This window comes from Streptomyces sp. RK62 (genome assembly GCF_018070255.1).
Lineage (GTDB): Bacteria > Actinomycetota > Actinomycetes > Streptomycetales > Streptomycetaceae > Streptomyces > Streptomyces nigra.
Window position 1 is genome coordinate 386672 of sequence record NZ_JAGPYD010000001.1, and the last position, 24297, is coordinate 410968.

A 24297-nucleotide genomic window follows, 5' to 3' on the forward strand; every position below is an offset into this window, starting at 1 on the left:
TCGTACGGACCACCAGGAAGGCACCGACCGTGTCCGCGAACCCCACACCCCTGCATCTCGCCGTCGCCCTGGACGGCACCGGCTGGCACCCCGCCTCCTGGCGGGAGCCGGTGTCCCGCCCCCGGGACCTGTTCACCGCCGCCTACTGGACCGACCTGATCACCGAGGCCGAACGGGGCCTGCTCGACCTCGTCACCCTCGAGGACGGCCTGGGCCTGCAGTCCTCGCACTTCCTCGACCCGGACGGGCGCACCGACCAGGTACGCGGGAGGCTCGACGCCGTCCTCATCGCCTCCCGTGTGGCCCCACTGACCCAGCACATAGGTCTGGTGCCGACCGTCGTGGCCACCCACACAGAGCCGTTCCACATATCCAAAGCCATCGCCACCCTCGACTATGTGAGCTCCGGCCGGGCCGGCCTGCGCGTCCAGATCACCGCGCGCCCCAACGAGGCCGCCCACTTCGGCCGCCGCACCCTCGGACGCATCGACCGGTACGACACCCCCGCCGTCCACGAGCTCTTCGACGAGGCCGCCGACCACGTCGAGGTCGTCCGCCGTCTCTGGGACAGCTGGGAGGACGACGCCGAGATCCGCGACACCGCCACCGGGCGCTTCATCGACCGCGACAAGCTCCACTACATCGACTTCGAGGGCCGCCATTTCAGCGTCAAGGGCCCCTCCATCACCCCGCGCCCGCCCCAGGGCCAGCCGATCGTCAGCGCCCTCGCCCACGAGACCGTGCCCTACCGGCTCGTGGCCCGCTCCGCCGACATCGGCTATGTCACCCCGCACGACACCGACGGCGCCCGGGCCATCGTCACCGAGGTCCGCGCCGAACAGCGGGCGGCGGGCCGGGCCGACGAGCCCCTGCACATCTTCGGCGACCTCGTCGTGTTCCTCGACGACGACCCGGCCGCCGCACGCGCCCGCCAAGAACGCCTCGACACGCTCGCCGGGGAGCCGTACACCAGCGACGCCCTGATCTTCGCAGGCACCCCCGCCGGACTCGCCGACCTCCTCCAGGAGTTCCAGACCGCCGGCCTCACCGGCTTCCGGCTGCGCCCGGCCGTCGCCGGCCACGACCTCCCTGCGATCACCCGTGGCCTCGTGCCCGAACTCCAGCGCCGGGGCGCCTTCCGCCGCGCCTACGAGGCCGACACGCTGCGCGGCCTGCTCGGGCTCGTCCGGCCCGCCAACCGCTACGCCGCCGCCTGAGCCGGAAGGACCCACCGATGACCAGCCCCACCACCTCCTCGAAGCCTAGGCGCCCGGTGAAGCAGATCCATCTGGCGGCCCACTTCCCCGGCGTCAACAACACGACCGTGTGGAGCGACCCCCGGGCCGGCAGCCATATCGAGTTCAGCTCCTTCGCGCACTTCGCCCGGACCGCCGAACGCGCCAAGTTCGACTTCCTGTTCCTCGCCGAAGGCCTCAGGCTCCGCGAACAGGGCGGCCACATCTACGACCTCGACGTCGTCGGACGCCCCGACACCTTCACCGTGCTGGCCGCGCTCGCCGCCGTCACCGAACGCATCGGGCTCACCGGCACCATCAACTCCACCTTCAACGAGCCCTACGAGGTCGCCCGCCAGTTCGCCGGCCTGGACCATCTCTCCGACGGACGCGCCGCCTGGAACGTCGTGACCTCCTGGGACGCCTTCACCGGCGAGAACTTCCGCCGCGGCGGCTTCCTGCCGCAGGAGGAGCGCTACTCCCGCGCCAAGGAGTTCCTCGCCACCGCCAAGGAGCTCTTCGACTCCTGGCACGGCGACGAGATCATCGCGGACCAGGACACCGGGACGTTCCTCAAGGACGCCAAGGCCGGCTCGTTCACCCACACCGGGCAGCACTTCGACATCCATGGGCAGTTCAACGTCCCGCGCTCACCCCAGGGCCGGCCCGTCATCTTCCAGGCCGGCGACTCCGAGGAGGGCCGCGAGTTCGCCGCCGCCGAGGCGGACGCCATCTTCAGCCGGCACGGCACCCTGGAGGCGGGCCGCGCCTTCTACACCGACGTCAAGTCCCGCCTCGCCAAGTACGGCCGCCGCAGGGACCAGTTGCTCATCCTTCCCGCGGCGACCTTCGCCCTCGCCGACATGGACGCCGAGGCGGAGGAACTCGCCCGAGAGGTACGCCGCCAGCAGGTCAGCGGCGCCACCGCCCTCAAGCACCTCGAATTCGTCTGGAACCGCGACCTCTCCGCGTACGACCCGGACGGTCCCCTGCCCGACGTCGACCCGGATGTCGGCGAGAACCACATCGCCCAGGGCCGCGCCCAGGTCCGTATGTACCGGGACCCCATAGCCACCGCCCGCGAGTGGCGCGCCCTCGCCGAGGCCAACAACTGGTCCATCCGCGACCTGGTCATCCACACCGGCAACCGGCAGAACTTCGTGGGCTCCCCGGCCACACTGGCCCGCACGATCAACGAGTACGTCCAGAGCAACGCGAGCGACGGCTTCATCCTGGTCCCGCACCTCACCCCGACCGGCCTCGACGAGTTCGCCGACAAGGTCGTCCCCCTCCTCCAGGAGCAGGGCGTCTTCCGCACCGACTACGAGGGCCCGACCCTCCGCGACCACCTGGGCCTCGCCCACCCGGACACGGAGACGGAGGAACGCCGGGCGTCCTGACCCGCCCGGCACCGGTCGGACCGGACGTCGCCCTCCCCCGAAGGCGGCGTCCGGCCCGTTCCCCCCGGCGCTGGACTGTGGGTGGTTCACCTATGGGTCACCAGCACATGACGGCTGTCCCGCCGGATCCCCAGGTCGAGTACATACGGACCCGGACCACATAGCGGCGGCCCTTGACCAGACGGGTCCGCACGGTGGCGTTGTGTGGGGTGCCACCATCGTCCGTGCCCGCGAGATAGCGGGGGCGGCCATCGCGTTCCTCGAACAGGACGACGACCGTGTCGGCGTCCCCGAAGGTGCCCACCGTGTACGCGCGGGTCTCCGGGGGCTCGACGGTGAAGTCGGCCTGCTCGCCGGGCCCGAGCCGGAGCGGGACCGAGCGGAACGGCACCAGCTCACGGGGCTCGCGTACCCGGGCCGGCGGATACCAGCGGCGGACGAACTCCTTGTCGGCGGCCGACAGCACCCCCGGCGGGTTCAGACCCGCGCGGAACTGCTCGGGCTCCAGGATCAGCCCCGCCGAGAACGGATACTCCATGATCGAGTGCGGGTCCCAGACCGAGCCGTTGACCTCGCTCGCGTCCAGCTTGCGCAGGATGTTGAAGTACGTCTTGTCCCGGCTCCAGAAGTTCGGCGGCCCCGCCAGATCCGTGTAGACCGCCTCGTCGTCCCAGTGGATCCCGGCGAACGGGCTCTGGTGCTCGTGCAGCATGCCCAGCGCGTGACCGATCTCGTGCAGGGCCGTCCCGCGTTCCCCGGGCGCCGTCAGATCCCAGCCGAAATTCATGGTGCGCTCGTCGACACCGACCCGCAGCGCGTCCCGGCCGACCGTCGACCAGGAGCCGTCGCCGCTCTGGAACCCGATCCGCAGCTCCGCCTCCGACCGGTCGGCCACCTCCACGAACGACAGCCCGATCCCGAGGTCGCTCCACTCCTGGAAGCACTCGCGCACGACGTCCCGCTGGTCCTTGCCGCCCACCCACGACACCGGCCGGTTCCGGCCCGTGCCGGGGTCCGGGATCACGGACGTGTCGGAGTCCCGGTCGAAGAAGTGGTAGTGCAGCACCGTGCCGTTCACCCACATACGGTGCCCGTTGACGAGCGCGTGGAGCCGCCCGGCGGCCAGCCCCGGTGCGAAGGCGGGCGCCGACTGCTGCGCGAGGGAGCAGTAGCGAGCGGTCATGCGCCCCAGAGTGCCCGGCGCGGCGCCCCGGGCGCCTGAGTCGAGGGCTACTCAAGTACCCCTGTATCAGACCTGAGTCATCGTGCTCCTCATACCGTGACGAGCTACGAACGCGCGGCGAGGACCCTGGATCCGCCCTGGCCGTTCACGGGCCGGGAGAGCGAACTCGACCTGGTGCGCGCCTCCCTGGGTGCCGGCCGGGACGGTCTCGTCGTCAGCGGCCCGGTCGGCTGCGGCAAGTCCCGGCTCGTCGCCGAGGCCACCCGCGCAACCGGGTGCGCCCGCGTGGCCGGCACCCCCGCGACCCGGCATCTGCGCTTCGCCGCCTTCGCACACCTCGTCCCCGAGACGGCCTCCCTGCACGGCGCCCACCGGCATCTGACCGGCATACGGCTGCTCGTCGTCGACGACGCGCATCTGCTGGACGACGCCTCCGCCGCCCTCGTCCACCAACTGGCCGTCCACGGCCGCACCCGGCTCGTCGTCGTCACCACCGAGGGCGCGCCCGCACCGGCCGCCGTCTCCCGGCTGTGGACCGGCGACCTGCTGCCCCGCCTCACCCTGGAGCCGCTGCACCGGGAGGACACCGCCCGGCTGCTGGCGGGCGTGCCCGGCGGCGCCGACCTGGAACGCTCACCGTGAACCGGCTGCACCACCTGTGCCAGGGAGACCTGCGGCTGCTGCGCGACCTGCTAGAAGCGCTGCGCGAGCGCGGTCTGCTCAGCCGGGTCGACGGCACGGACACCTGGGCGTGGCGCGGGCCGCTGCCGGTCACCGCGACCGTGCGCGAGCGCGCGGCCAAGGTCCTGGACCGGTCGTGCCCCGGGGAGCGGGAGACGCTGGAGCGCCTCGCGTTCGCCGAGCCGTCGCCGCTCGACCCGGAGCGGGACGGCCTCGATCCGCACACGCTGGAGCAGTTGGAGGCCGACGGGCTGGCCCACGTGGACGACGGCGGTGCCGTCCGGCTGGCGCACCCCCTGCACGGTGCCGTCCTGCGGGCCACGGCGGGACGGCTGAGGGCGCGGCGCCTGTCCCGTAGGCCGGACCACTGGGGCCCCGCCCTGGAGGCCGAGCGCGTGGCGCTCCTCGCCCGGATCGAGCGGGCGGACGTCCGGACCGCCGCCGCCCCGGTGGGGGAGTGGCTGGTCGCGGAGGACGCGCCGCTGCCGGCCGGATACGCGGCCGTACGCGCCCGCTACGCGCGCCTGCGCGGCGAGCTGCGGGAGGCGGCGGCCTGGGCCAGGGAAGGGCTGCGCGGCGCCGGGGACGCCCCGGCCTGCCGGCGCGAACTGGCTCTCGCAATGGCACAGTCGGGCGACGTCCCGGCCGTGCCCACGATCGCGGGTGGCCGCCCCCACGGGGGTGGGGCGGTCACCCGTCCGGCGGCGGCCGGCCCGCCCGGAGCCGTCGAGGACGACGCGTACGACGCCGTACGCCTCGGCGCTCCCGGGCGGGCCGCCGGCCGTCTCACCGGGGTCTTCGCCGCGCACGCCGACGCGCTGGCGCGCGGTGACGGAGAGGCGCTGGACCGGGTGGCCGAGCGGTTGGAGGCGCGCGGCTTCCTGCTGTTCGCGGCCGAGGCGCACGCGCAGGCGGCGCGGCTGCACCGGGATCCCCGTGACGCCCGCACCGCACGCACCCGCGCGGTCACGCTCGCCCGCCGGTGCCAGGGCGCCCGGACACCGGCGCTGTCCGGGCTGGCCCTCGGTGAACTGACCGCCCGGCAACGGCAGATCGTGGACCTGGCGGCCGTCGGTCTCAGCAACCGCGAGATCGCCGAGAAACTCACCCTGTCCGTCCGCACGGTGGGCAACCACCTCTACAGCGCCTACGCCCGCCTCGGCGCCGGCGACCGGGGCGCCCTGCCGTGGCTGGTGTCGGCGCGGGGCGCGTGCTCGGCCTGAACCGGCTCCGCCCTCACGCCGCCCCGAACGCCGTGAACGCCCACCCCGTCGCCCGGTGCAACGCGTCGTCCGGCAGTGCCGCCCGTGCGTCGCGCAGCGCCTCCGCCAAGGACAGTCCGGCGCCCAGGCCCTTGTGCAGGGCCAGCATCAGCGGCACCACCGCCGCGTCGTTCACCGGTGCGCTGCACGCCACCACGCCCGCCGTGCCGAGCGGCAGCAACGCCGTGACCAGGCCCAGCAGTTCGTCCGCGCCGACCGACGCGAAGCGGGCGGTGTCGCAGCAGGACAGGATGATCCGGTACGGGCTGCGGTCCAGCCGCTCGAAGTCGTGCACGACGATCGGGCCGTCCGCCATCCGCAGCGACGAGAACAGCGGGCTGTCGGCCCGGAAGGCGCCGTGCGCCGCGATGTGCGCCAGCTCCGCCCCGTCCAGTTCCTCCAGCACCCGCGGCACCCGCGCGTCCGCGTGTTCGAGGACGACCGCGCCGCCGTAGCGGACGGCCAGGTGGGGCACCTCGGCGCCGCCCGTCGCCAGTCCCGGCCCGCGTACCAGCACATGCCGGCCCCGCCGCGGCGGTTCGGTCTCCCGGGCGCGCAGCCAGCTCGTCGCCGACGGCGACACGCTCACCACCCGCTCCCGCAGTGACGGCAGCAGTGCCCACGGCACCCGGTGCAGCCGGGCCGGCGGCACGACCACCACGGGGCCGTCGCCGAGCTGGGCCGCGGCGGGCCCCAGCAGCAGTTCCTCCAGGCGCCGCCCGGCGGCCTCCACCACCGGCAGTCGCGCCTCCGCGCCCGGATGCGCGAGCCGGCGCAGCCCGGCCTGGACGTGCTCGGCCTCCACCTCCGCCTCCGCGAGCAGCCCGGCCTCGAACCGGCGCACCCGCCCCTGCCCGCACAGCAGCACCTGGACCCGCCCGTCCAGTACGGCCAGCTCCACCAGCCGTACGTCGTCGCCGAGCCGGTCCAGCAGCCGCCCCGGGTCGAAGCGGTGCCCGTCGCCCGGGGCGTCGCCCCGCATGTGCAGCGTCCGGGCGCGGATCTCCCGTTCCAGGCGCCGCTGTTCGCGTTCCAGCGCCGGTATCGGGCGGGCGTCCATCCGGGCGGACTCGGCGCGCGCAGCGATCTCCCGGAACGCGGTCAGGTCGCTCTGCAACTGGGGGTCGGCGGGCGGTCGGGTCGGGGGCGCCGACAGCGCCGTCGCCCGCCAGCGCTCGCTCCACACCAGGAGCCGCCGCGGCCCCCCGGTCTCCAGGCTGGCCTCCTGCGCCAGCGCCGCGAGTTCCGCGCCCTGCGCGCTCGCGCGGGCCCGCAGCTCCGACGCGCCCAGCGTCATCCGGTGCGCGTCCAGCACGTCCAGCCCCCGCCGGCACGCTTCGAGTACCCCGCGTCCGGACCCGGCGGCCCGGGCCCGCAGCGCCTGCGCCGCCCAGCCCGTCATCCGGGCCAGCGGTGGCCCGCTGCGCCGGCTGCGGGCGGCGAGCGCCAGATGCCGTTCCGCGTCGGCCCGCCAGCCGAGGCCCAGCGCGATCCGGCCCGCGAGCAGCGACGCCTCCGGGGCGGCGGGCGCCCCGAACGAGGCCAGCCGCTCGGCGACCGCCGCCGTGTCGGCGACCAGCCGGCCCGAACTGCGTCCGGCGGCCACCCGCGCCTCGATCAGCACCAGCCGCGCGTGCGCCTCCCACCAGGGCCGCCGCTGCCCCGTGAACAGCCGTACGGCCATGTCGGCGCGGGCGATGGCGGTGTGCGCGTCACCCGCGAGCCGGGCCGCCGTCGCCGCCGCGAGGAGCAGTTCGGCCTTGCGGGTGGACTGGCCGCCGATACCGTCGAGTACGGCGATCGCCGCGTCCGCCTCGGCGAGGGCCTCCGGCGCAAGACCGGCCGCCATCAGCACCTCGCAGCGCCGGATGCTGAGCATGAACGTCGGCGTGCCGAGCTTGGCGTAGCGCTCCTCGGCCTCGTCCAGCAGCCGCAGCGCCGCCGGTATGTCGCCCGACCGGAACGCCGCCAGGCCCCGGCTCTCCACCGCGTCCGCCTTGTCGTGCTCCTGGCCGGTGGTGTCCCACAGCGCCTCGGCCGCCGTGAAGTCGGCGTCCGCACGGTCCACCGCGCCGAGCGCCAGATGCACCGTCGCCCGCAGCGTCAGCGCCCGCGCCGTCCAGATGACGTCGTCGGCCTGCCGCAGTACGGGGACCGCCCGGCGGACGTCCTCCAGCGCCTCCCGGTGGTGCCCCAGCACCCAGCGGGCGTACGCGCGCCGGAACAGCACGCGGGCGCGCGGATGCCCGCTGACACGCTCCACCCCGCGCTCCAGCGCGGCCAGCCCCTGCTGAGTGCGCCCCGCGTGCACCAACGCGACCCCGAGCGCCGCCAGGACGTCGGCCTCGCGTTCGGCGGACTCCGCGCGCGCCGCGAGATCCCGGGCACGCCGAAGGTGGTGCAGGGCGATCCGCATGTCGCCCCAGTCGCGCTGCCAGATACCGATGACCTGATGGGCCACGGAGGCGTGCAACGGCGACGGATCGGCGTCGAGCACACCCTCCGCCCTCGCCAGCGCGTCGTTCGGGGCGGCGAACACCATCGGCAGCAGTTCGAGAACCGAGTCGCTTCCCGCTGTCACTCCACGGATGGTAGTTGCCCCGGAACCGTGCCACACGGTTTGTCGCTGTATCAATCAGCCGCCCCTTCGCTCTGACTGACGACCGTCGCCCCTCGGGAGGACATCCATGGCACCACAGCGATTCCACGAGCAGTTCGAGCAGATCCAGCGCTCCATGCCCGACGTCCCCCTCGCGATGGGACCGGACGACTCGGCCGAGTTCATCTACGAGAAGGGCTATGTGCTGGTCCGGGACGGCGAGGACGCCGCCCTCGTCGAGGACACCGTGCGCGCGCACTTCACCGCCGAACCCGAGCTGGTGCAGGACCATGTGCGCCGCGCGGGCCCGCGCACCAACCGCTCCGGCATCACCCGTATCCAGGTCGGCGACCCGGGCGAGGGCGACCGCGGCGCCGACCGGCCCGTGGCGCACGCCCTGCGCGCCCTGCGGGAGGTCGAGGGCCGTGCCGGACGCCGCCTCGTCAGCCGCAACCACCTGGTGTCGATCGCGGTCAACTCCTGCCCGGGCGACGAACCCGTGCCGGTCGATCGCAGTGAGGCGCTCAACCCCGCCCCGGCGGAGGGGAATTGGGACGGGGACAGCGCCGTCGGGGTGCTGGTGGTCGACACCGGGCTCATGAACGACTTCCGGTCCTCCGCGCTGCTCGCCCACACCGACGGCGACCTCCAGATCCAGGAGTGCGACGGCGACGGCGTCCTGCAGCAGTACGTCGGACACGGCACGTTCATCGCCGGACTCGTCGCCGCCGTCGCCCCCAACACCTCCATCACCGTGCGCAACACCCTCAACGACGCCGGCGCCATCCTGGAGTCCGAGTTCGGCGAGAAGCTGTTCGAGGCCGTCGACGAGGGCGGCTGGCCCGACATCCTCAGCCTCTCCGCCGGCACCTCCAACGGCCGCACCGACGGACTGCTCGGCATCGAGGCGTTCATGCGTGAACTGCGCGAGCAGCGCACCCTGCTCGTCGCCGCCGCCGGCAACAACGGCAGCGCCACGCCCTTCTGGCCCGCCGCCTACGCCGACCTGCCCGACTACCAGGACGCGGTGCTGTCGGTCGGAGCGCTGCGCGCCGACGGCGAGTTCGGCGCCTGCTTCAGCAACCACGGCGCCTGGGTGAAGGCATACGCGCCCGGCGAGCGCCTCACCAGCGTGCTCACCGGCTTCGACCGGCCCGTGCCGTACGTCTACCAGCACTCCACCTACGACGCCTGCCGCTACGGTTTCGGCTACTCCTGCACCTGCCAGTCGCCCCGCCACACCGGCGTGCTCAGCGAGCAGGACCCCGGCGCCAAGCCCGACCAGGTGATGTTCGACGGCCACGCGTACTGGAGCGGCACCTCGTTCGCCACACCGCTCGTCGCCGGGATGATCTCCGCGCACATGTCCGCGCAAGCGGAGAACGACCCCCGCGTCGCCCGGTACAAGATGCTCGCGGCCGCCGCCGGCTACGCGGAGGTGCGGGGGGCGCACGTGCCCGCCCTGCGTCCCGCGACCTGGCGCCCCGTGCCCGTCGGCCCTCCGGCCGCCCGGTCATGACGGTCGGAACGGCCCCCTCCGCGGCGTACGATGACGTGTCGTACACGAGGGGTGGGGTTGTGGACCGTGCAGACGTCGGCGCGTTGGTCCGGTCCGCCGTGGACGGCGACGCGGCGGCCTGGAAGGCGCTCGTGGAAGGGCTGAGCCCACTGGTGTGGTCGGTGGTGCGCGCACACCGGCTGGGGGACGCCGACGCCCACGAGGTGTACCAGACGGTGTGGTTCCGGTTCGCCCAGAACCTTGGGCGGATCCGGGAGCCGGAGAAGGCCGGGTCCTGGCTCGCCAGCACCGCGCGGCACGAGAGCCTGAAGGTCCTCAAGAGCTTGCGGCGGCTGACCGTGACCAGCGATCCCCAGCTGCTCGACCGGGTCAGCGAGGAGCGCACGCCCGAGCAGTCGGTCCTCGACTCGGAGGAGGCGGCCGCCGAGAGCGAGCGGATCCGCCGGATGTGGCAGGAGTTCGAGAAACTCGGCGACCGCTGCCGCCAGTTGCTGCGGGTGCTGATGGCGTCGCCACCGCCGAGCTATCAGGAGGTGTCGGCGGCGGTGGGCATCGCCGTCGGCAGCATCGGACCGCTGCGCCAGCGCTGTCTGCGCCGGCTGCGGGCCCGACTCGACGCACGGGGGGCGCTGTGAACGACGACCTGCACGACGAGACGCGGGACGACGAGCCCTTCGAGGACGGCGCGTTCGGCGACGACGGGTTCGACGAGAGCGCGCTGGAGGCCGAGCTGCGCGAGGCGGCCGCCATCCTCGACCCCGTGCCCGCGCAGCTGCGGGAGATCGCCGTCGCGGCCTTCGCGCTGCACGATCTCGACGCCCGGATCGCCGAGTTGACGTTCGACTCGGTGGTCGACGCCATCCCGGTGCGGGGCGCCACGGACGTACCACGGATGCTGACCTTCCGGGCCGGCGAGGTGACCGTCGACGTGGAGGTGACCGCGCACGGCCTCATGGGCCAGGTGCTGCCGCCGCAGCCGGCCCGCATCGAGGTGCTGGGCGGCCCGCGGACGGCCGCACCGCTCGACGCCGACGCCATGGGCCGCTTCGCCGCCGACACCCCCCTCACCGGCCCGTTCGCCCTGCGGCTGCGGACCGGCGCGGAGGTCGTCGTCACGGAGTGGACGCGGGCCTGAGCCGGCGGATCAGCGCGCCACGGCGTCCACCAGCGCCGCCAGCGCGCCCGCGAGCCGGGTGAGTCCGGGACCCGCCGGACCGCCCGGCTCCGTCATGTACGTGTCCCGGCGGATCTCCACCATCAGGGCGGACACCCGCGCATCCTTGCCGTAGAACTCCAGCGGCACGTACGTCCCCGCGAACGGGCTGTCCAGCCCGGTCTCGCCGCAGGGCGCGAACGCCTCGCGCGCGGCGGCGAGCAACTCGGGCGGCGTGTGGAACTCGTCGGTGCCCAGGCACACCGGCGGCCGGGGGCCGTCGCCGTGCAGCTCGTAGGGCAGCGGGTCGGTGGGGTACGAGTGCACGTCGATGATCACGGCCCGCCCGGTGGCGGCGAGCCGCCCCGCGACCGCCTCCGTCATCGCCTGCGCGTACGGGCGGAAGTACCGCTCGATCAGCGGCTCGGGGTCGGTGCCGGCGGGCCGCAGCGGCTCCCGGTGCGTGGTCCGCGTGTACACGGCCCCCATGCCGACGGCCAGCATCTCCTCCCGGTCGTCCGGGAACCTCTCGGGGTCGACGACCAGCCGGGACAGCCCGTTCACGAACCGCCAGGGGGTGACACCGGCCGCCGCGGCCGCCGCCTCGGCGATCGACGCGGTGTGGGAGTCGGTGATGTGGTCCAGCTCCCGCTCCAGGGCGGCGTCCTCCAGGACGATCCCGGACCGCACGTCGGCGGGTATCCGCCGGGACGAGTGCGGTATATGGAGGATCACCGGGGACCCCGGGTCGCCGGGGAGGTGGTCGAAGGCGGGCGGCACGACGGTCATGCGCTTGCTCCAAAGGTGCTGTCGGTGGGTACGACGATCAAGGTGCCATACGCCACTGACAACGGCCCCAGTGCGCCCGTCACGGCCTGGCCCCTTCGAGCCCTTCGCCTGCGGACACGGCTCCGCCCCGGCCGGAGGACCGGCCGGGGCGGAATCGGTACGGCGGGTGCGTCAGCTGAGGGACGCCAGCGCCTCGTTCCACGTGGCGGACGGGCGCATGACCGCGGCGGCCTTGGCCGGGTCGGGCTGGTAGTAGCCGCCGATGTCGACCGGCTTGCCCTGGACCGAGTTCAGCTCCTCGACGATCTTCTGCTCGTTCGCCGCGAGGGTCTCGGCGAGCGGGGCGAAGGCCTTGGCGAGGTCGGCGTCGTCGGTCTGGGCCGCCAGCTCCTGCGCCCAGTACAGGGACAGGTAGAAGTGGCTGCCGCGGTTGTCGATGCCGCCGAGGCGACGGGTCGGGGACTTGTCCTCGTTGAGGAAGGTCGCCGTGGCGCGGTCCAGGGTGTCGGCGAGGACCTTCGCCTTCGGGGTGTTCGTCGCCGTCGCGAACTGCTCCAGGGACGGCACCAGCGCGAAGAACTCACCGAGGGAGTCCCAGCGCAGGTAGTTCTCCTTGATGAGCTGCTGGACGTGCTTCGGCGCGGAGCCGCCGGCGCCCGTCTCGAACAGGCCGCCGCCCGCCATCAGCGGGACGACCGACAGCATCTTGGCGCTGGTGCCCAGCTCCAGGATGGGGAAGAGGTCGGTCAGGTAGTCACGCAGGACGTTGCCGGTGACGGAGATGGTGTTCTCGCCACGGCGGATGCGCTCGACCGACAGCTTGGTCGCCTCGACCGGGGACATGATGCGGATGTCCAGGCCCTCGGTGTCGTGCTCCTGGAGGTACTCCCGGACCTTGGCGATCAGCTGCGCGTCGTGGGCGCGGTCCTCGTCCAGCCAGAACACGGCCGGGTCGCCGGTGGCGCGGGCGCGGGTGACGGCCAGCTTCACCCAGTCGCGGATCGGCGCGTCCTTGGTCTGGCAGGCGCGGAAGATGTCGCCCTCGGCGACCGGCTGCTCGAGGACGACGTTGCCGTTCTCGTCCACGAGACGGACCGTGCCGGCGGCCTTGACCTCGAAGGTCTTGTCGTGGGAGCCGTACTCCTCGGCCTTCTGCGCCATGAGGCCGACGTTCGGGACCGAGCCCATCGTCGACGGGTCGTAGGCGCCGTTGGCACGGCAGTCGTCGATCACGGCCTGGTAGACACCGGCGTACGACGAGTCCGGCAGCACCGCGAGGGTGTCGGCCTCCTGGCCGTCCGGGCCCCACATGTGGCCGGACGTGCGGATCATGGCCGGCATCGAGGCGTCGACGATGACGTCGGACGGCACGTGCAGGTTGGTGATGCCCTTGTCGGAGTCGACCATCGCCAGGGCCGGGCCCTCGGCCAGCTCGGCGTCGAAGGACGCCTTGATCTCGGCGCCGTTCGCCAGCGACTCCAGGCCCTTGAAGATGCCGCCCAGGCCGTCGTTGGGGGACAGGCCGGCGGCGGCGAGGTCGGCGCCATAGCGCTCGAAGGTCTTCGGGAAGAAGGCGCGCACCACGTGACCGAAGATGATCGGGTCGGAGACCTTCATCATCGTGGCCTTCAGGTGCACGGAGAACAGCACGCCCTGGGCCTTGGCCTCGGCGATCTGCGCGGTGAGGAACTCGCGCAGCCGGGCCACGTGCAGCACGGACGCGTCGACGACCTCGCCCTCCAGGACGGGCACCGACGTGCGCAGGACGGTGGTGGTGCCGTCCTCGGTGACGTGCTCGATGCGCAGCGCGCCGGCCTCGGAGATCACGGTGGACTTCTCGGTGGAGCGGAAGTCGTCCTCGCCCATGGTCGCCACGTTGGTCTTGGACTCGGGGGTCCAGGCGCCCATGCGGTGCGGGTGGGTCTTGGCGTAGTTCTTGACCGAGGCGGGGGCGCGGCGGTCGGAGTTGCCCTCGCGCAGGACCGGGTTCACCGCGGAGCCCTTGACCTTGTCGTAGCGGGCCTGGATCTCCCGCTCCTCGTCGGTCTTCGGGTCGTCCGGGTAGTTCGGGAGCGCGTAGCCCTGGCCCTGGAGCTCGGCGATGGCGGCCTTGAGCTGCGGGATCGACGCCGAGATGTTCGGCAGCTTGATGATGTTGGCGGCGGGCGTCTTGGCGAGCTCACCGAGCTCGGCGAGGGCGTCCGGGATGCGCTGGTCCTCGGTCAGGTACTCCGGGAACACCGCGATGATGCGTCCGGCCAGCGAGATGTCCCGCGTCTCCACGGGGACGCCCGCCTGCGAGGCGTACGCCTGGACCACCGGCAGGAAGGAATACGTCGCCAGGGCCGGGGCCTCGTCAGTGTGCGTATAGATGATGGTCGAGTCAGTCACCGGTGCTCCGCTCCACGTCTGCAACATTGCTCGACATCAAGATATCTCGTGACCGACCCGTCCTCGACAGGGGTCCGGCCACGGGCGCCGGATGCCGGTGCGGGGCCCGTGCGGTCCCCGTCCGGATCCACGCAAACGGACGGATGCGCTCCGTGCAACCCGATCGCATGATCCGGCAGTCATGTAGGGAGATCACCGAACGGCGGCCGGTCTTGACCACCCGGCCGCCCGAGCGAAGGCGGACCATGAGATATCGCACCCGAGTGACGGCCCCCGCGGCCGCCCTCATCGGCACCGCGGCGGCCCTGGCCGGCGCGCCCTCGGCCCAGGCCGCACCGACGGCGGGGGAGCCGGCGGCCACGAAGAGGACCGGCACACCGGGCCCTGAGACCCTCGGCGACCCCGTCTACCCGGCCCTGGGCAACGACGGCTACCGCGTCGCCACGTACGACCTGGACTTCTCCTACGACGCCGCGACCCGCCTGGTCGACGCGAAGGCCACCCTGAGGATCCGCACCACCCAGGCGCTGTCCCGCCTCTCCCTGGACTCGCACGGCCTGGACATCCGCTCCGTCCGCGTCGGCGGTCGTACGGCCACGTTCGAGCAGGTGGCCGAGAAGCTGCGTGTGACGCCCGCCCGGCCGCTGCCGGACAAGACCTGGACGACCGTGTGCGTCGAGTACACGGCGGACCCGCGCCGGATCCCGCAGCCGCTCACCGGCTGGGTCGACACGCTGGACGGGTTCGCGGTCTGCGGCCAGCCCAACCTGGCCCACACCGTCTTCCCCTGCAACGACCACCCGCTGGACAAGGCCGACTTCACCTTCCGCCTCACCGTCCCGGCCGGTCTGCGCGGCGTCGCGAGCGGCCTGCTCGTCCGCACCGAGACGCTGTCCGGCGGCCGTACGGCGTACACGTACCGCTCGCGCGAGCCCATGGCCACCGAGCTGGTGCAGATCACGGTCGGCGACTATGTGGTCAAGGAGCGGCAGGGCCCGCACGGGCTGCCGCTGCGCGACGTCGTCCCGGTCGCCCGTGCCGCCGCGCTGGAGCCGGCCCTCGCGCTGACCCCGGGGCTGGTCGAGTGGCTGGAGGCCCGCCTCGGGGCGTACCCCTTCGAGACGTACGGGCTGCTGCCCTGCAACTCCGACGCCCCGAACGCCTTCGACTTCACCGGCCTGGAGACCCAGACCCTCACGATCTACAAGCCGAACTACCTCCTGCAGGAGGAGTCCAAGATCGGCTCGCACATGATGCACGAGCTGGTCCACTCCTACTTCGGCAACAGCGTCAGCCCCGCCACCTGGGCCGACCTCTGGATCAACGAGGGCCACGCCGACTTCTACGGCCTGCTCTACCGCTACGAGCGCGGCTGGGCCGACTCCCTGGGGCTGACCACCCTGGAGGCCCGGATGAAGCACACCTACGCCCAGGGCGACCAGTGGCGCCGCGACTCCGGGCCGGTCGCGGCCCCGAACGCCGCCAATCTCTTCGACAGCCAGCGCTACCTCGGCGGCGTCCTCGTGCTGTACGCGCTGCGCAACCTCGTCGGTGAGGACACCTTCAACGCCCTGGAGCGCACCTTCCTCGACCGGTACCGCAACGCCACGGCGTCCACGGACGACTACATCGCGGTCGCCTCCGAGGTCGCGGGCAGGGACCTGAGCGGCTTCCTGCGCGACTGGCTGTACGGCACGAAGACGCCGAGGATGCCCGGCCATCCGGACTGGACGGTCACGCCGGTGAGCGCCTCGCTCGCCCCGGGCCGCCGCTCGACGGCCCGGAGCCACGACAACTCCGCCACCCTGTAGGTAATCGCCGGTCAGTCGAGGCGGACGGGAGCGATCTCGTCCGCCTCCCCGGGCACCCGCTGCTGCGGGATGGACACCGTGCCCTGCTGGATCGCCACCGTCCGCGTGGGCGCCGGGATGCGGATGCCCTCCCGGCGGTAGCGCCGGTGCAGCCGCTTGATGAACTCGTGCTTGATCCGGTACTGGTCGCTGAACTCGCCGACGCCCAGGATCACGGTGAAGCCGATCCGCGAGTCGCCGAAGGTGTGGAAGCGGATCACTGGCTCATGGTCCGGCAGCGCGCCCTCGACGTCCTTCATCACCTCGGCGACCACCTCGGCGGTCACCCGCTCGACCTGGTCGAGATCGCTGTCGTAGGCCACACCGACCTGGACCAGGATCGTCAACTCCTGCTCGGGACGCATGAAGTTGGTCATGTTCGTCCTGGCGAGCTCCCCGTTGGGAACGACGATCAGGTTGTTCGAGAGCGCCCGGACGGTCGTCTGGCGCCAGTTGATGTCCTCGACATAGCCTTCCTCACCGCTCGCGAGCCGGATGTAGTCGCCCGGCTGGACGGTCTTCGAGGCGAGGATGTGGATGCCCGCGAACAGGTTGGCCAGGGTGTCCTGCAGGGCCAGCGCCACCGCGAGACCACCGACGCCCAGCGCGGTCAGCATCGGCGCTATGGAGATGCCCAGCGTCTGCAGCACCACCAGGAACCCGATGGCCAGGACCAGCACCCGGGTGATGTTGACGAAGATCGTGGCCGAGCCGGCGACCCCCGGGCGGGACTGTGTGACCGACCGCATCACCCCGGCGATCCCGCGCGCCGCCGCCAGCGTCACCACGAAGATGAGCACCACCGTCAGCGACTGATTGACGTGCCGCTGCACGGTCCGGGTGAGCGGCAGCGCCGCTCCCGCGGAGGCCGCGCCGCCGAGGAACGCCGCCCACGGCACCACGGTCCGCAGCACGTCCACGATCAGGTCGTCACCGCTCCAGCGGGTGCGGTCGGCGTGCTTGCGCAGCCAGCGGAACAGGACCCGCAGCGCGAGGGCCGCCAGCAGGCCCGCCGTGAGCGCGATCCCGCCCATCACCAGGTCGTCCACCGTGAGCGTGCGGTTCACCGGTCACCCCCGGGGAGAAAGGCTGCGGCGAACGCCGTCCCAGACGGCGCGATATGAGGTGTCGTCACGTTGTCCCCTGCTCGATTCCGCGATGTGCCGTCGCGCCGTCCACCCCGTCCCCCGTGTCCGGCGCGCGGGCTCATCCTGCCGTATCACGCACACCAGTTCGCGCCGGGCGGCGGTCGCACCGGCCGTTTCCGGGCATTCTCCCCGGAAGGCCCGCCGCCTTCGAGGGGGTACGCCCCTCGCACAGTGGGCACGCGGGGGCGCGCGCCCGACGCCCGTGCCCGTCAGTGCTCCGTGAACGACCCGTGCCGCCCGGCGCCCGCCGCGAAGCGGGCCGCGCCCTCCATGCCCCGCGCCAACACGTCCGTGCCGTACCGCAGTTCACCCCGCATCGCGGCCTCCTCGTCGAGCCCCTCCTGGTCGAGCACCGAGGCACGGTCGGACCGCAGGCACTCCTGCGGGAACGCGGCGAGCGCGGCGGCCAGTTCCTCGGCCTCGGCGCGGGCCCGCCCCACCGGCACGACCCGGTTGGCCAGTCCGATGGCGTGGGCCTCCGCCGCCGGCACCGGGCGCCCCGTCAGGATCAGGTCCATCGCGCGGCTCGTGCCGATCAGCCGGGGCAGCCGTACCGTGCCACCGTCGATCAGCGGGACGCCCCAGCGGCGGCAGAACACCCCGAACACCGCGTCCTCCTCGGCGACCCGCAGATCGCACCACAGGGCCAGTTCGAGCCCGCCCGCCACGGCGTGCCCCGAGATCGCCGCGATCACCGGCTTCGACAGCCTGAGCCGGGTCGGCCCCATCGGGCCGTCGCCGTCCTCGGCGACCCGGTTGCCCCGCTCGGTGCCCATCGCCTTCAGATCCGCGCCCGCGCAGAACGTGCCGCCCTCACCCCACAGCACCGCCACCCGCGCCCCGTCGTCCGCCTCGAACTCCCGGAACGCCGCGGCGAGCTCGGCGGCCGTGGGCCCGTCCACGGCGTTGCGCACCTCCGGACGGGAGAGGACGACGGTGGTGACGTGCCCCTGACGCTCGACGCGGACCGGCATGGCGGGGTCCTTTCCCTGTCCCTGGCAACGGATCTCGTACGGTACTGAGCCCTCCGGCCGCCTACCACCGGGGACCCGCACACCCGTCCCGTCCTGTGTCGGCGTTGACCTCAACATTGGTCGAGGTCCTACGGTTCCCCGTTATGAGCATGGAAACCACCGCCTGGACCCAGCTGCACAGCGTCATGAACGCCGAACGGGAACGCCGCCCCTTCAGTCGCGTCACGCTGCGCCGCATCGCCGCCTTCGCCCGCCCGCACCGCCGCCGGATCGCGCTCTTCGTCGTCCTCGGGGTGCTGACCGCGCTGCTCGCCGTCGCCACCCCCGTCCTCGCCGGGCATGTCGTCGACACCATCGTCCGCGGCGGGGACGAGGCCGCCGTCGTCCGGCTCGCGCTGCTGATCGCCCTCATCGCGGTCGCCGAGGCCGCCCTCGGCATCCTCGGGCGACGCCTGTCGGCACAGCTGGGGGAGGGCCTCATCCTCGATCTGCGGACGGCCGTCTTCGACCACGTCCAGCGCATGCCGGTCGCCTTCTTCACCCGCACCCGCACCGGAGCGCTCGTCTCCCGCCTCAACAACGACGTGATCGGTGCCCAACGCGCGTTCAGCAACACCTTGTCCGGCGTGGTCAGCAACCTCGTCACCCTGGTCCTCACCCTCGCCGTCATGCTCACCCTGTCCTGGCAGATCACCCTGCTCTCCCTCGTCCTCCTCCCCGTCTTTGTGATCCCGGCCCGGCGCATGGGCCGCCGCATGGCCCGGATGCAGCGGGAGGCCGCCACGCTCAACGCCGCCATGGGCACCCGCATGACCGAGCGGTTCTCGGCGCCCGGCGCCACCCTGGTCAAGCTGTTCGGACGCCCGGAGCAGGAGTCGGAGGAGTTCGCCGCCCGCGCCCGCCGCGTCGCCGAGATCGGCGTGCGCACGGCCACCGCCCAGTCCGTGTTCATCACCGCGCTCACCCTGGTCTCCGCCCTGGCCCTCGCCCTCGTCTACGGCCTCGGCGGCTGGTTCGCGCTGCGCGGGACCCTCGACGCCGGCGCCGTCGTCTCCCTCGCCCTGCTGCTGACCCGGATGTACGCGCCGCTGACCGCGCTCGCCGGCGCCCGGGTCGAGGTCATGAGCGCCCTCGTCAGCTTCGAGCGCGTCTTCGAAGTGCTCGACCTGCGGCCGCTCATCGAGGAGAAGCCCGACGCACGGGACGTCCCCGAGGGCCCGGTCGCGGTCGAGTTCGACGACGTGCGCTTCGCCTACCCCGCCGCCGACAAGGTCTCCCTCGCCTCCCTGGAGGAGGTCGCGACCCTCGACACGCGTGGTGGCGAGGAGGTCCTGCACGGCGTCTCCTTCCGCGCCGAACCCGGCCAGACCGTCGCCCTGGTCGGCTCGTCCGGCGCCGGCAAATCCACCATCGCCCAGCTCCTGCCGCGTCTGTACGACGTCGACGAGGGCGCCGTGCGCATCGGCGGGGTCGACGTGCGCGACCTCAGCGCCCCGTCGCTGCGCGCCACACTCGGCATGGTCACCCAGGACGGCCACCTCTTCCACGACACCGTCCGCGCCAACCTGCTGCTGGCCCGCCCCTCCGCCGACGACACCCTGCTCTGGGACGCCCTGCGCCGCGCCCGCCTCGACGCCCTCGTCCGCTCCCTGCCCGACGGCCTCGACACCGTCGTCGGCGAGCGCGGCTACCGGCTGTCCGGCGGCGAACGGCAGCGCATGACGATCGCCCGGCTGCTCCTGGCCGGTCAGCGCGTCGTCGTCCTCGACGAGGCCACCGCCCACCTCGACAACACCTCCGAGGCAGCGGTCCAGGAGGCCCTCGCCGAGGCGCTGGAGGGACGCACGGCCCTCGTCATCGCCCACCGGCTGTCCACCGTGCGCACCGCGGACCTCATCCTCGTCGTCGAGGACGGCCGGATCGCCGAACGCGGCACGCACGAGGAGCTGTTGGCGGCCGACGGGCGTTACGCCGAGCTGTACCGCACCCAGTTCCAGCAACCGCTTTCGGCCAAGGTCGGCGCACACACCCCTCAGGAACCAACAGACATCGACAGCATCATTGCTTCCACGGGGTCCGCGACCTAGTGTGCGTTCGGTTTCCCCACAGCACCGCACATGATCTGACGCTCCCTCACCACCGTGCAGCGCCGCACCGTCGTCCAGAGGAAGGCCGCCGTCGATGCCGATCACGCCCCCCACTCCCGCCGGCCCGTCGCCCCTGTCCCGTGTCCCGGTCAGCCGCCGCCGACTGCTGGAGGGCGGCGCAGCCCTGCTCGGCGCGCTCACCGTCTCCGGCTCCTCCGCCGCGGCGTACGCGGCCGACGGGGGCGGCGCCGACGCCGAGTCACCGGAGTGGAACGGCGCCATGGGCCTCTTCCAGGTCGGCGCCGAGCCCCCGCACACCACGCTCATGCCGTACGCCGACGTCCGGCAGGCCCTCGCCGCCGACCGCACCAGGTCGCCGTACCGGCTGAGCCTCGACGGCACCTGGAAGTTCGCCCACGCCGAGCGGCCCGAGGACCGGGACACCGACTTCCACCGCACCGACCTCGACGACCGCGACTGGGACACGATCCCCGTCCCGTCGGCCTGGCAACTGCACGGCTACGACCGGCCGATCTACGTCAACATCACCTACCCCTGGTGGGGCCCCAACGGCCTCGGCGAGGACGCGCAGCCACCCGCCGCCCCCACCCGTTACAACCCGGTGGGCCAGTACCGGCGCACCTTCACCGTCCCCCGCGACTGGACGGGACGCCGTACGTTCCTGCACTTCGAGGGCGTCAAGTCCGCCCACTACGTATGGATCAACGGCAAGCTCGTCGGCTACCACGAGGACTCCTACGACCCCGCCGAGTACGACATCACGCCGTATCTGAAGCCGGGCGCCAACCAGATCGCCGTCGAGGTCTACCGCTACTCCGACGGCGACTGGCTCGAGGACCAGGACATGATCCGCCTCAGCGGCATCTTCCGGTCCGTGTACCTGTACTCCACCCCGCCCGTCCACCTGCGCGACTTCCGCCTCACGACACCGCTGAGCGACGGCTACACGGCGGCCGAGCTGTCCGTCACCGCGAGCGTGCGGGACTACGGCGGACAGGGCGCCGCCGAGCACACCGTGGAGACCCAGCTCTACGACGCCGACGGGCACCCGGTGTGGACACGGCCGCTACGGCAGACCGTCACCGTCGACGCAGGCGGAGAACAGACCGTGGAGGCCGCGAAGTCCGTACCCCGCCCGCGCCTCTGGTCCGCCGAGGACCCGTACCTCTACACGGCCGTGCTCCGTCTGCGCGACCCCGCGGGCAAGGTGGTCGAGACCCTCTCCCACCGAGTCGGCGTACGGGAGTTCGCGCTGAAGGACGGCCTGATGCGCGTCAACGGCCGACCGGTCTCCTTCCGCGGCACCAACCGCCACGAGATGCACCCCGTCCACGGCTCGGCCCTCACCCGCGCCGACATGGTCAGGGACATCGAGATCATCAAGCGCCTGAACATCAACAGCGTCCGCACCTCGCACTACCCCAACAACCCCCAGTGGCTCGAACTCGCCGACGAGTACGGCCTGTACCTCGTCGACGAGACCAACCTGGAGACCCACGGCATCCGCGACCGCTACCCCGGAGACCACCCCGAGTGGACGACGGCCTGCGTGGCCCGCGCCCGCGCCATGGTCCACCGCGACAAGAACCACGCCTCCGTGGTCATCTGGTCGCTCGGCAACGAGGCCGGCGGCGGCAGCACCTTCCGCGCCATGCACGACTGGATCCGCCCCTACGACCCCACCCGCGTCATCCAGTACGAGGGCGACGACCGGCCCGGCGTCAGCGACATCCGCTCCGCCATGTACGAGAGCCCCGCACGCGTCGAGGCCCGCGCCGCGGACACCGCCGACCGGCGGCCGTACGTGATGATCGAGTACTCCCACGCCATGGGGAACTCCAACGGCAACTTCAAGAAGTACTGGGACGTCGTACGCCGCCACGACGTCCTGCAGGGCGGCTGGATCTGGGACTTCGCCGACCAGGCCCTGACCTGGCCCACCCCGGTACGCACCCTGTTCACGGAATCCGGCCCGACGGCCCTGCGGGGACAACTCATGGCCCCTGCAGGCACGTTCACGCGCACCGAGGGCGTCTCCGGCGGCACCGTCTTCGCCCGCGACGCGAGCCTCGACCTCACCGGCTCGCTCACCCTGGAAGCGTGGATCACGCCCCGCCACACCGGCGGCCACCAGCCGGTCGTCGCCAAGGGCGACACCCAGTACGCCCTCAAACAGACCGACCGCACCCTGGAGTTCTTCCTCCACGCCGACGGCCAGTGGGTCACGGTGAACTGGGCACTCCCCGACGACTGGACCGGCCGGGAACACCACATCGCGGGCGTCTTCGAAGCGACCGCCGGCACCCTCACCCTGTACGTAGACGGACAGGTCCGTGCCACCCGCACGACGACCCGCCGCCCCGCGAACAACACCGCGCCGCTCTCCCTGTGCACCGACGTCGACAACCCGACCCGCGAGTTCAGCGGCACCGTACGCCGGGCCCGCGTGTACGCCCGCGCCCTCAGCACCGCCGAACTGGCCGATGGGGGTAGGGGGAGCGGCGACGACGGCGTACGGTTCTGGTTCGACGCGGCCACCGTCCAGGTCACCGAACGCCGGCCCCGCGAGAAGACGTTCCTCGCGTACGGCGGCGACTGGGGCGACATCCCCAATGACGGGGCGTTCTCCGGGGACGGCATCGTCACCGCCGACCGGCAGCTCACCGGCAAGTCGGCCGAGGTCAAGCAGGTCTACCAGGCCATCGACGCCGCCCCCGCCGACGGAGACACGCTCACCCCCGGCGCCGCGCTCACCCTCACCAACGAGTACCTGTTCACCAACCTCCGCGCCTTCGAGGGCCGCTGGGACCTGCTGGCCGACGGCGAGGTGGTCCAGCACGGCCGCCTGAGCCGGTCCCAACTGGACGTGGCCCCGCTCTCCAGCAAGAGCATCACCGTGCCCTTCGAGGTACCGCGCACCCCGGCCCCCGGCACCGAGTACTTCCTGCGCCTCTCCTTCACGACCCGGGAACGCACGAAATGGGCGGCCCCCGGCTTCGAGATCGCCAAGAAGCAGATCCCGGTCGACGCGGGCGCCCCCGAGGTGACCCCGGTCCCGCTGGCGAAGGTCCCCGCTGTACGCCACACAGAAGACGAGAAGACCATCTCGGCCACGGGCCGCGGCTTCTCACTCACCATCGACAAATCGACCGGCGTCATCACCTCCTACGAGGCGGACGGCGCCCCGCTGATCGTCTCCGGCCCCGCCCCGAACTTCTGGCGCGCCCCCACCGACAACGACCGCGGCAACGGCCAGCACACCCGCAACCAGACCTGGCGCGACGCGGGCGCCCGCCGCGAGGTCACGGACGTGACCGTGCGCACGGTGCAGGACCGAGCGCTGCAGATCAAGGTGACCGGCACCCTGCCCACGACAACGCCCTCGACCTACACGACCACCTACACGGTCTTCGGCAACGGCGAGATCAAGGTCGACAACACCCTGCACCCGGGCGCGGCCGCCCTGCCGTACATCCCGGAGGTCGGCACCCTGCTTCTCCTGCCCGCCCGGCTGGAGAAGCTGCGGTACTACGGCCGCGGCCCCGAGGAGAACCACTGGGACCGCAGCCACGCCACCGACGTCGGCCTCCACTCGGGCACCGTCTCCGGCCAGGGCACCCCCTATCTGCGCCCGCAGGAGAACGGCAACCGGACCGACGTCCGCTGGATCGCCCTCACCGGCGGCCACGGCCCGGGCCTCCTCGTCACCGGCGAACCCCTCGTCGAGGTCAACGCCTCGCACTTCACCCCCGAGGACCTCTCGACCGGCGTCCGCCACGCCTACCAGCTGACTCCGCGCGACGAGGTCGTCCTGCGCATCGCCCACCGCCAGATGGGCGTCGGCGGCGACAACAGCTGGGGCGCCCACACCCACGACGAGTACAAGCTGTTCGCCGACCGGGACTACTCCTACACATACCGCCTGCGCCCGCTGGCGGACGTATCGGAGGCCATGCGTGCAGCGCGCCGACCGACCGCACTGGAGTGACGGGGCGGTGTGGCCGG

At 72.6% G+C, this 24297-nt stretch carries 14 protein-coding genes and 1 pseudogene; 9 read left to right on the plus strand and 6 right to left on the minus strand.

All coding sequences use genetic code 11. The annotated features are described in order from the left end of the window. The first annotated feature begins 29 nt into the window (after positions 1-29). Together KBY32_RS01665 and KBY32_RS01670 are read left to right on the plus strand one after the other, a co-directional pair. Entirely contained in the window at positions 30-1217 is a 1188-nt protein-coding gene (locus KBY32_RS01665; protein WP_210978537.1) for an LLM class flavin-dependent oxidoreductase, read from the plus strand. 17 nt (positions 1218-1234) lie between these two features. Further along, on the plus strand, positions 1235-2635 hold the full coding sequence (locus KBY32_RS01670) for an NtaA/DmoA family FMN-dependent monooxygenase (RefSeq protein ID WP_210978538.1): 1401 nt from the start codon (positions 1235-1237) through the stop codon (positions 2633-2635). 97 nt (positions 2636-2732) lie between these two features. On the opposite strand, the gene KBY32_RS01675 is transcribed toward KBY32_RS01670, so the two are convergent. Further along, on the minus strand, positions 2733-3818 hold the full coding sequence (locus tag KBY32_RS01675; protein ID WP_210978539.1) for a M12 family metallopeptidase: 1086 nt from the start codon (positions 3816-3818) through the stop codon (positions 2733-2735). Positions 3819-3914: 96 nt separating this feature from the next. Here KBY32_RS01675 and KBY32_RS01680 point away from each other — a divergent pair. Further along, positions 3915-5722, plus strand: a pseudogene (locus KBY32_RS01680) (LuxR C-terminal-related transcriptional regulator). A gap of 13 nt (positions 5723-5735) precedes the next feature. On the opposite strand, the gene KBY32_RS01685 reads toward KBY32_RS01680, so the two are convergent. Next, complete coding sequence (locus tag KBY32_RS01685) at positions 5736-8303, minus strand: CHAT domain-containing protein (protein WP_055619048.1); 2568 nt, start codon at positions 8301-8303, stop codon at positions 5736-5738. 145 nt (positions 8304-8448) lie between these two features. Here KBY32_RS01685 and KBY32_RS01690 point away from each other — a divergent pair, with 145 nt between their 5' ends. The 3 genes from KBY32_RS01690 to KBY32_RS01700 are packed head-to-tail and all read left to right on the plus strand — an operon-like array spanning position 8449 to position 11014. Further along, on the plus strand, positions 8449-9879 hold the full coding sequence (locus KBY32_RS01690; RefSeq protein ID WP_210978540.1) for a S8/S53 family peptidase: 1431 nt from the start codon (positions 8449-8451) through the stop codon (positions 9877-9879). Continuing rightward, on the plus strand, positions 9876-10514 hold the full coding sequence (locus KBY32_RS01695) for an RNA polymerase sigma factor (RefSeq protein WP_115507231.1): 639 nt from the start codon (positions 9876-9878) through the stop codon (positions 10512-10514). The genes KBY32_RS01690 and KBY32_RS01695 overlap by 4 nt, the downstream gene beginning before the upstream one ends. Further along, positions 10511-11014, plus strand: a complete 504-nt coding sequence (locus KBY32_RS01700; protein ID WP_055619045.1) for a hypothetical protein — start codon at positions 10511-10513, stop codon at positions 11012-11014. Before KBY32_RS01695 ends, KBY32_RS01700 begins: the two co-directional genes overlap by 4 nt. A gap of 9 nt (positions 11015-11023) precedes the next feature. On the opposite strand, the gene KBY32_RS01705 is transcribed toward KBY32_RS01700, so the two are convergent. Both KBY32_RS01705 and KBY32_RS01710 read right to left on the minus strand, forming a co-directional pair. Continuing rightward, complete coding sequence (locus KBY32_RS01705) at positions 11024-11821, minus strand: N-formylglutamate amidohydrolase (protein ID WP_210978541.1); 798 nt, start codon at positions 11819-11821, stop codon at positions 11024-11026. Between the two features lie 171 nt (positions 11822-11992). Next, positions 11993-14212: an NADP-dependent isocitrate dehydrogenase gene (locus tag KBY32_RS01710; RefSeq protein WP_210978542.1), complete on the minus strand. Its 2220-nt coding sequence runs from the start codon at positions 14210-14212 to the stop codon at positions 11993-11995. A gap of 245 nt (positions 14213-14457) precedes the next feature. Between KBY32_RS01710 and KBY32_RS01715 the strand changes: the two genes are divergently transcribed. After that, complete coding sequence (locus KBY32_RS01715; protein WP_055619042.1) at positions 14458-16023, plus strand: M1 family metallopeptidase; 1566 nt, start codon at positions 14458-14460, stop codon at positions 16021-16023. A gap of 11 nt (positions 16024-16034) precedes the next feature. Here KBY32_RS01715 and KBY32_RS01720 read toward each other — a convergent pair whose 3' ends face one another. Together KBY32_RS01720 and KBY32_RS01725 are read right to left on the minus strand one after the other, a co-directional pair. Beyond that, on the minus strand, positions 16035-17129 hold the full coding sequence (locus KBY32_RS01720) for a mechanosensitive ion channel family protein (protein ID WP_055619041.1): 1095 nt from the start codon (positions 17127-17129) through the stop codon (positions 16035-16037). Positions 17130-17419: 290 nt separating this feature from the next. Beyond that, on the minus strand, positions 17420-18184 hold the full coding sequence (locus KBY32_RS01725) for a crotonase/enoyl-CoA hydratase family protein (protein ID WP_210978543.1): 765 nt from the start codon (positions 18182-18184) through the stop codon (positions 17420-17422). 149 nt (positions 18185-18333) lie between these two features. Between KBY32_RS01725 and KBY32_RS01730 the strand changes: the two genes are divergently transcribed. Then, positions 18334-20271, plus strand: a complete 1938-nt coding sequence (locus KBY32_RS01730) for an ABC transporter ATP-binding protein (RefSeq protein WP_247688944.1) — start codon at positions 18334-18336, stop codon at positions 20269-20271. A 94-nt stretch (positions 20272-20365) separates the two neighbouring features. Further along, the gene (locus KBY32_RS01735) at positions 20366-24280 is read left to right on the plus strand and encodes a glycoside hydrolase family 2 TIM barrel-domain containing protein (RefSeq protein WP_210978544.1); all 3915 of its coding nucleotides are present in this window, start codon (positions 20366-20368) and stop codon (positions 24278-24280) included. Positions 24281-24297 lie beyond the last annotated feature (17 nt).

Coding starts and splice junctions, on each gene's coding strand:
- KBY32_RS01730 (WP_247688944.1), top strand. CDS start 18,334: ATGGAAACCACCGCCTGGACCCAGCTGCACAGCGTCATGAACGCCGAA.
- KBY32_RS01675 (WP_210978539.1), bottom strand. CDS start 3,818: ATGACCGCTCGCTACTGCTCCCTCGCGCAGCAGTCGGCGCCCGCCTTC.
- KBY32_RS01695 (WP_115507231.1), top strand. CDS start 9,876: ATGACGGTCGGAACGGCCCCCTCCGCGGCGTACGATGACGTGTCGTAC.
- KBY32_RS01735 (WP_210978544.1), top strand. CDS start 20,366: ATGCCGATCACGCCCCCCACTCCCGCCGGCCCGTCGCCCCTGTCCCGT.
- KBY32_RS01685 (WP_055619048.1), bottom strand. CDS start 8,303: ATGGTGTTCGCCGCCCCGAACGACGCGCTGGCGAGGGCGGAGGGTGTG.
- KBY32_RS01690 (WP_210978540.1), top strand. CDS start 8,449: ATGGCACCACAGCGATTCCACGAGCAGTTCGAGCAGATCCAGCGCTCC.
- KBY32_RS01670 (WP_210978538.1), top strand. CDS start 1,235: ATGACCAGCCCCACCACCTCCTCGAAGCCTAGGCGCCCGGTGAAGCAG.
- KBY32_RS01715 (WP_055619042.1), top strand. CDS start 14,458: ATGAGATATCGCACCCGAGTGACGGCCCCCGCGGCCGCCCTCATCGGC.
- KBY32_RS01705 (WP_210978541.1), bottom strand. CDS start 11,821: ATGACCGTCGTGCCGCCCGCCTTCGACCACCTCCCCGGCGACCCGGGG.
- KBY32_RS01725 (WP_210978543.1), bottom strand. CDS start 18,184: ATGCCGGTCCGCGTCGAGCGTCAGGGGCACGTCACCACCGTCGTCCTC.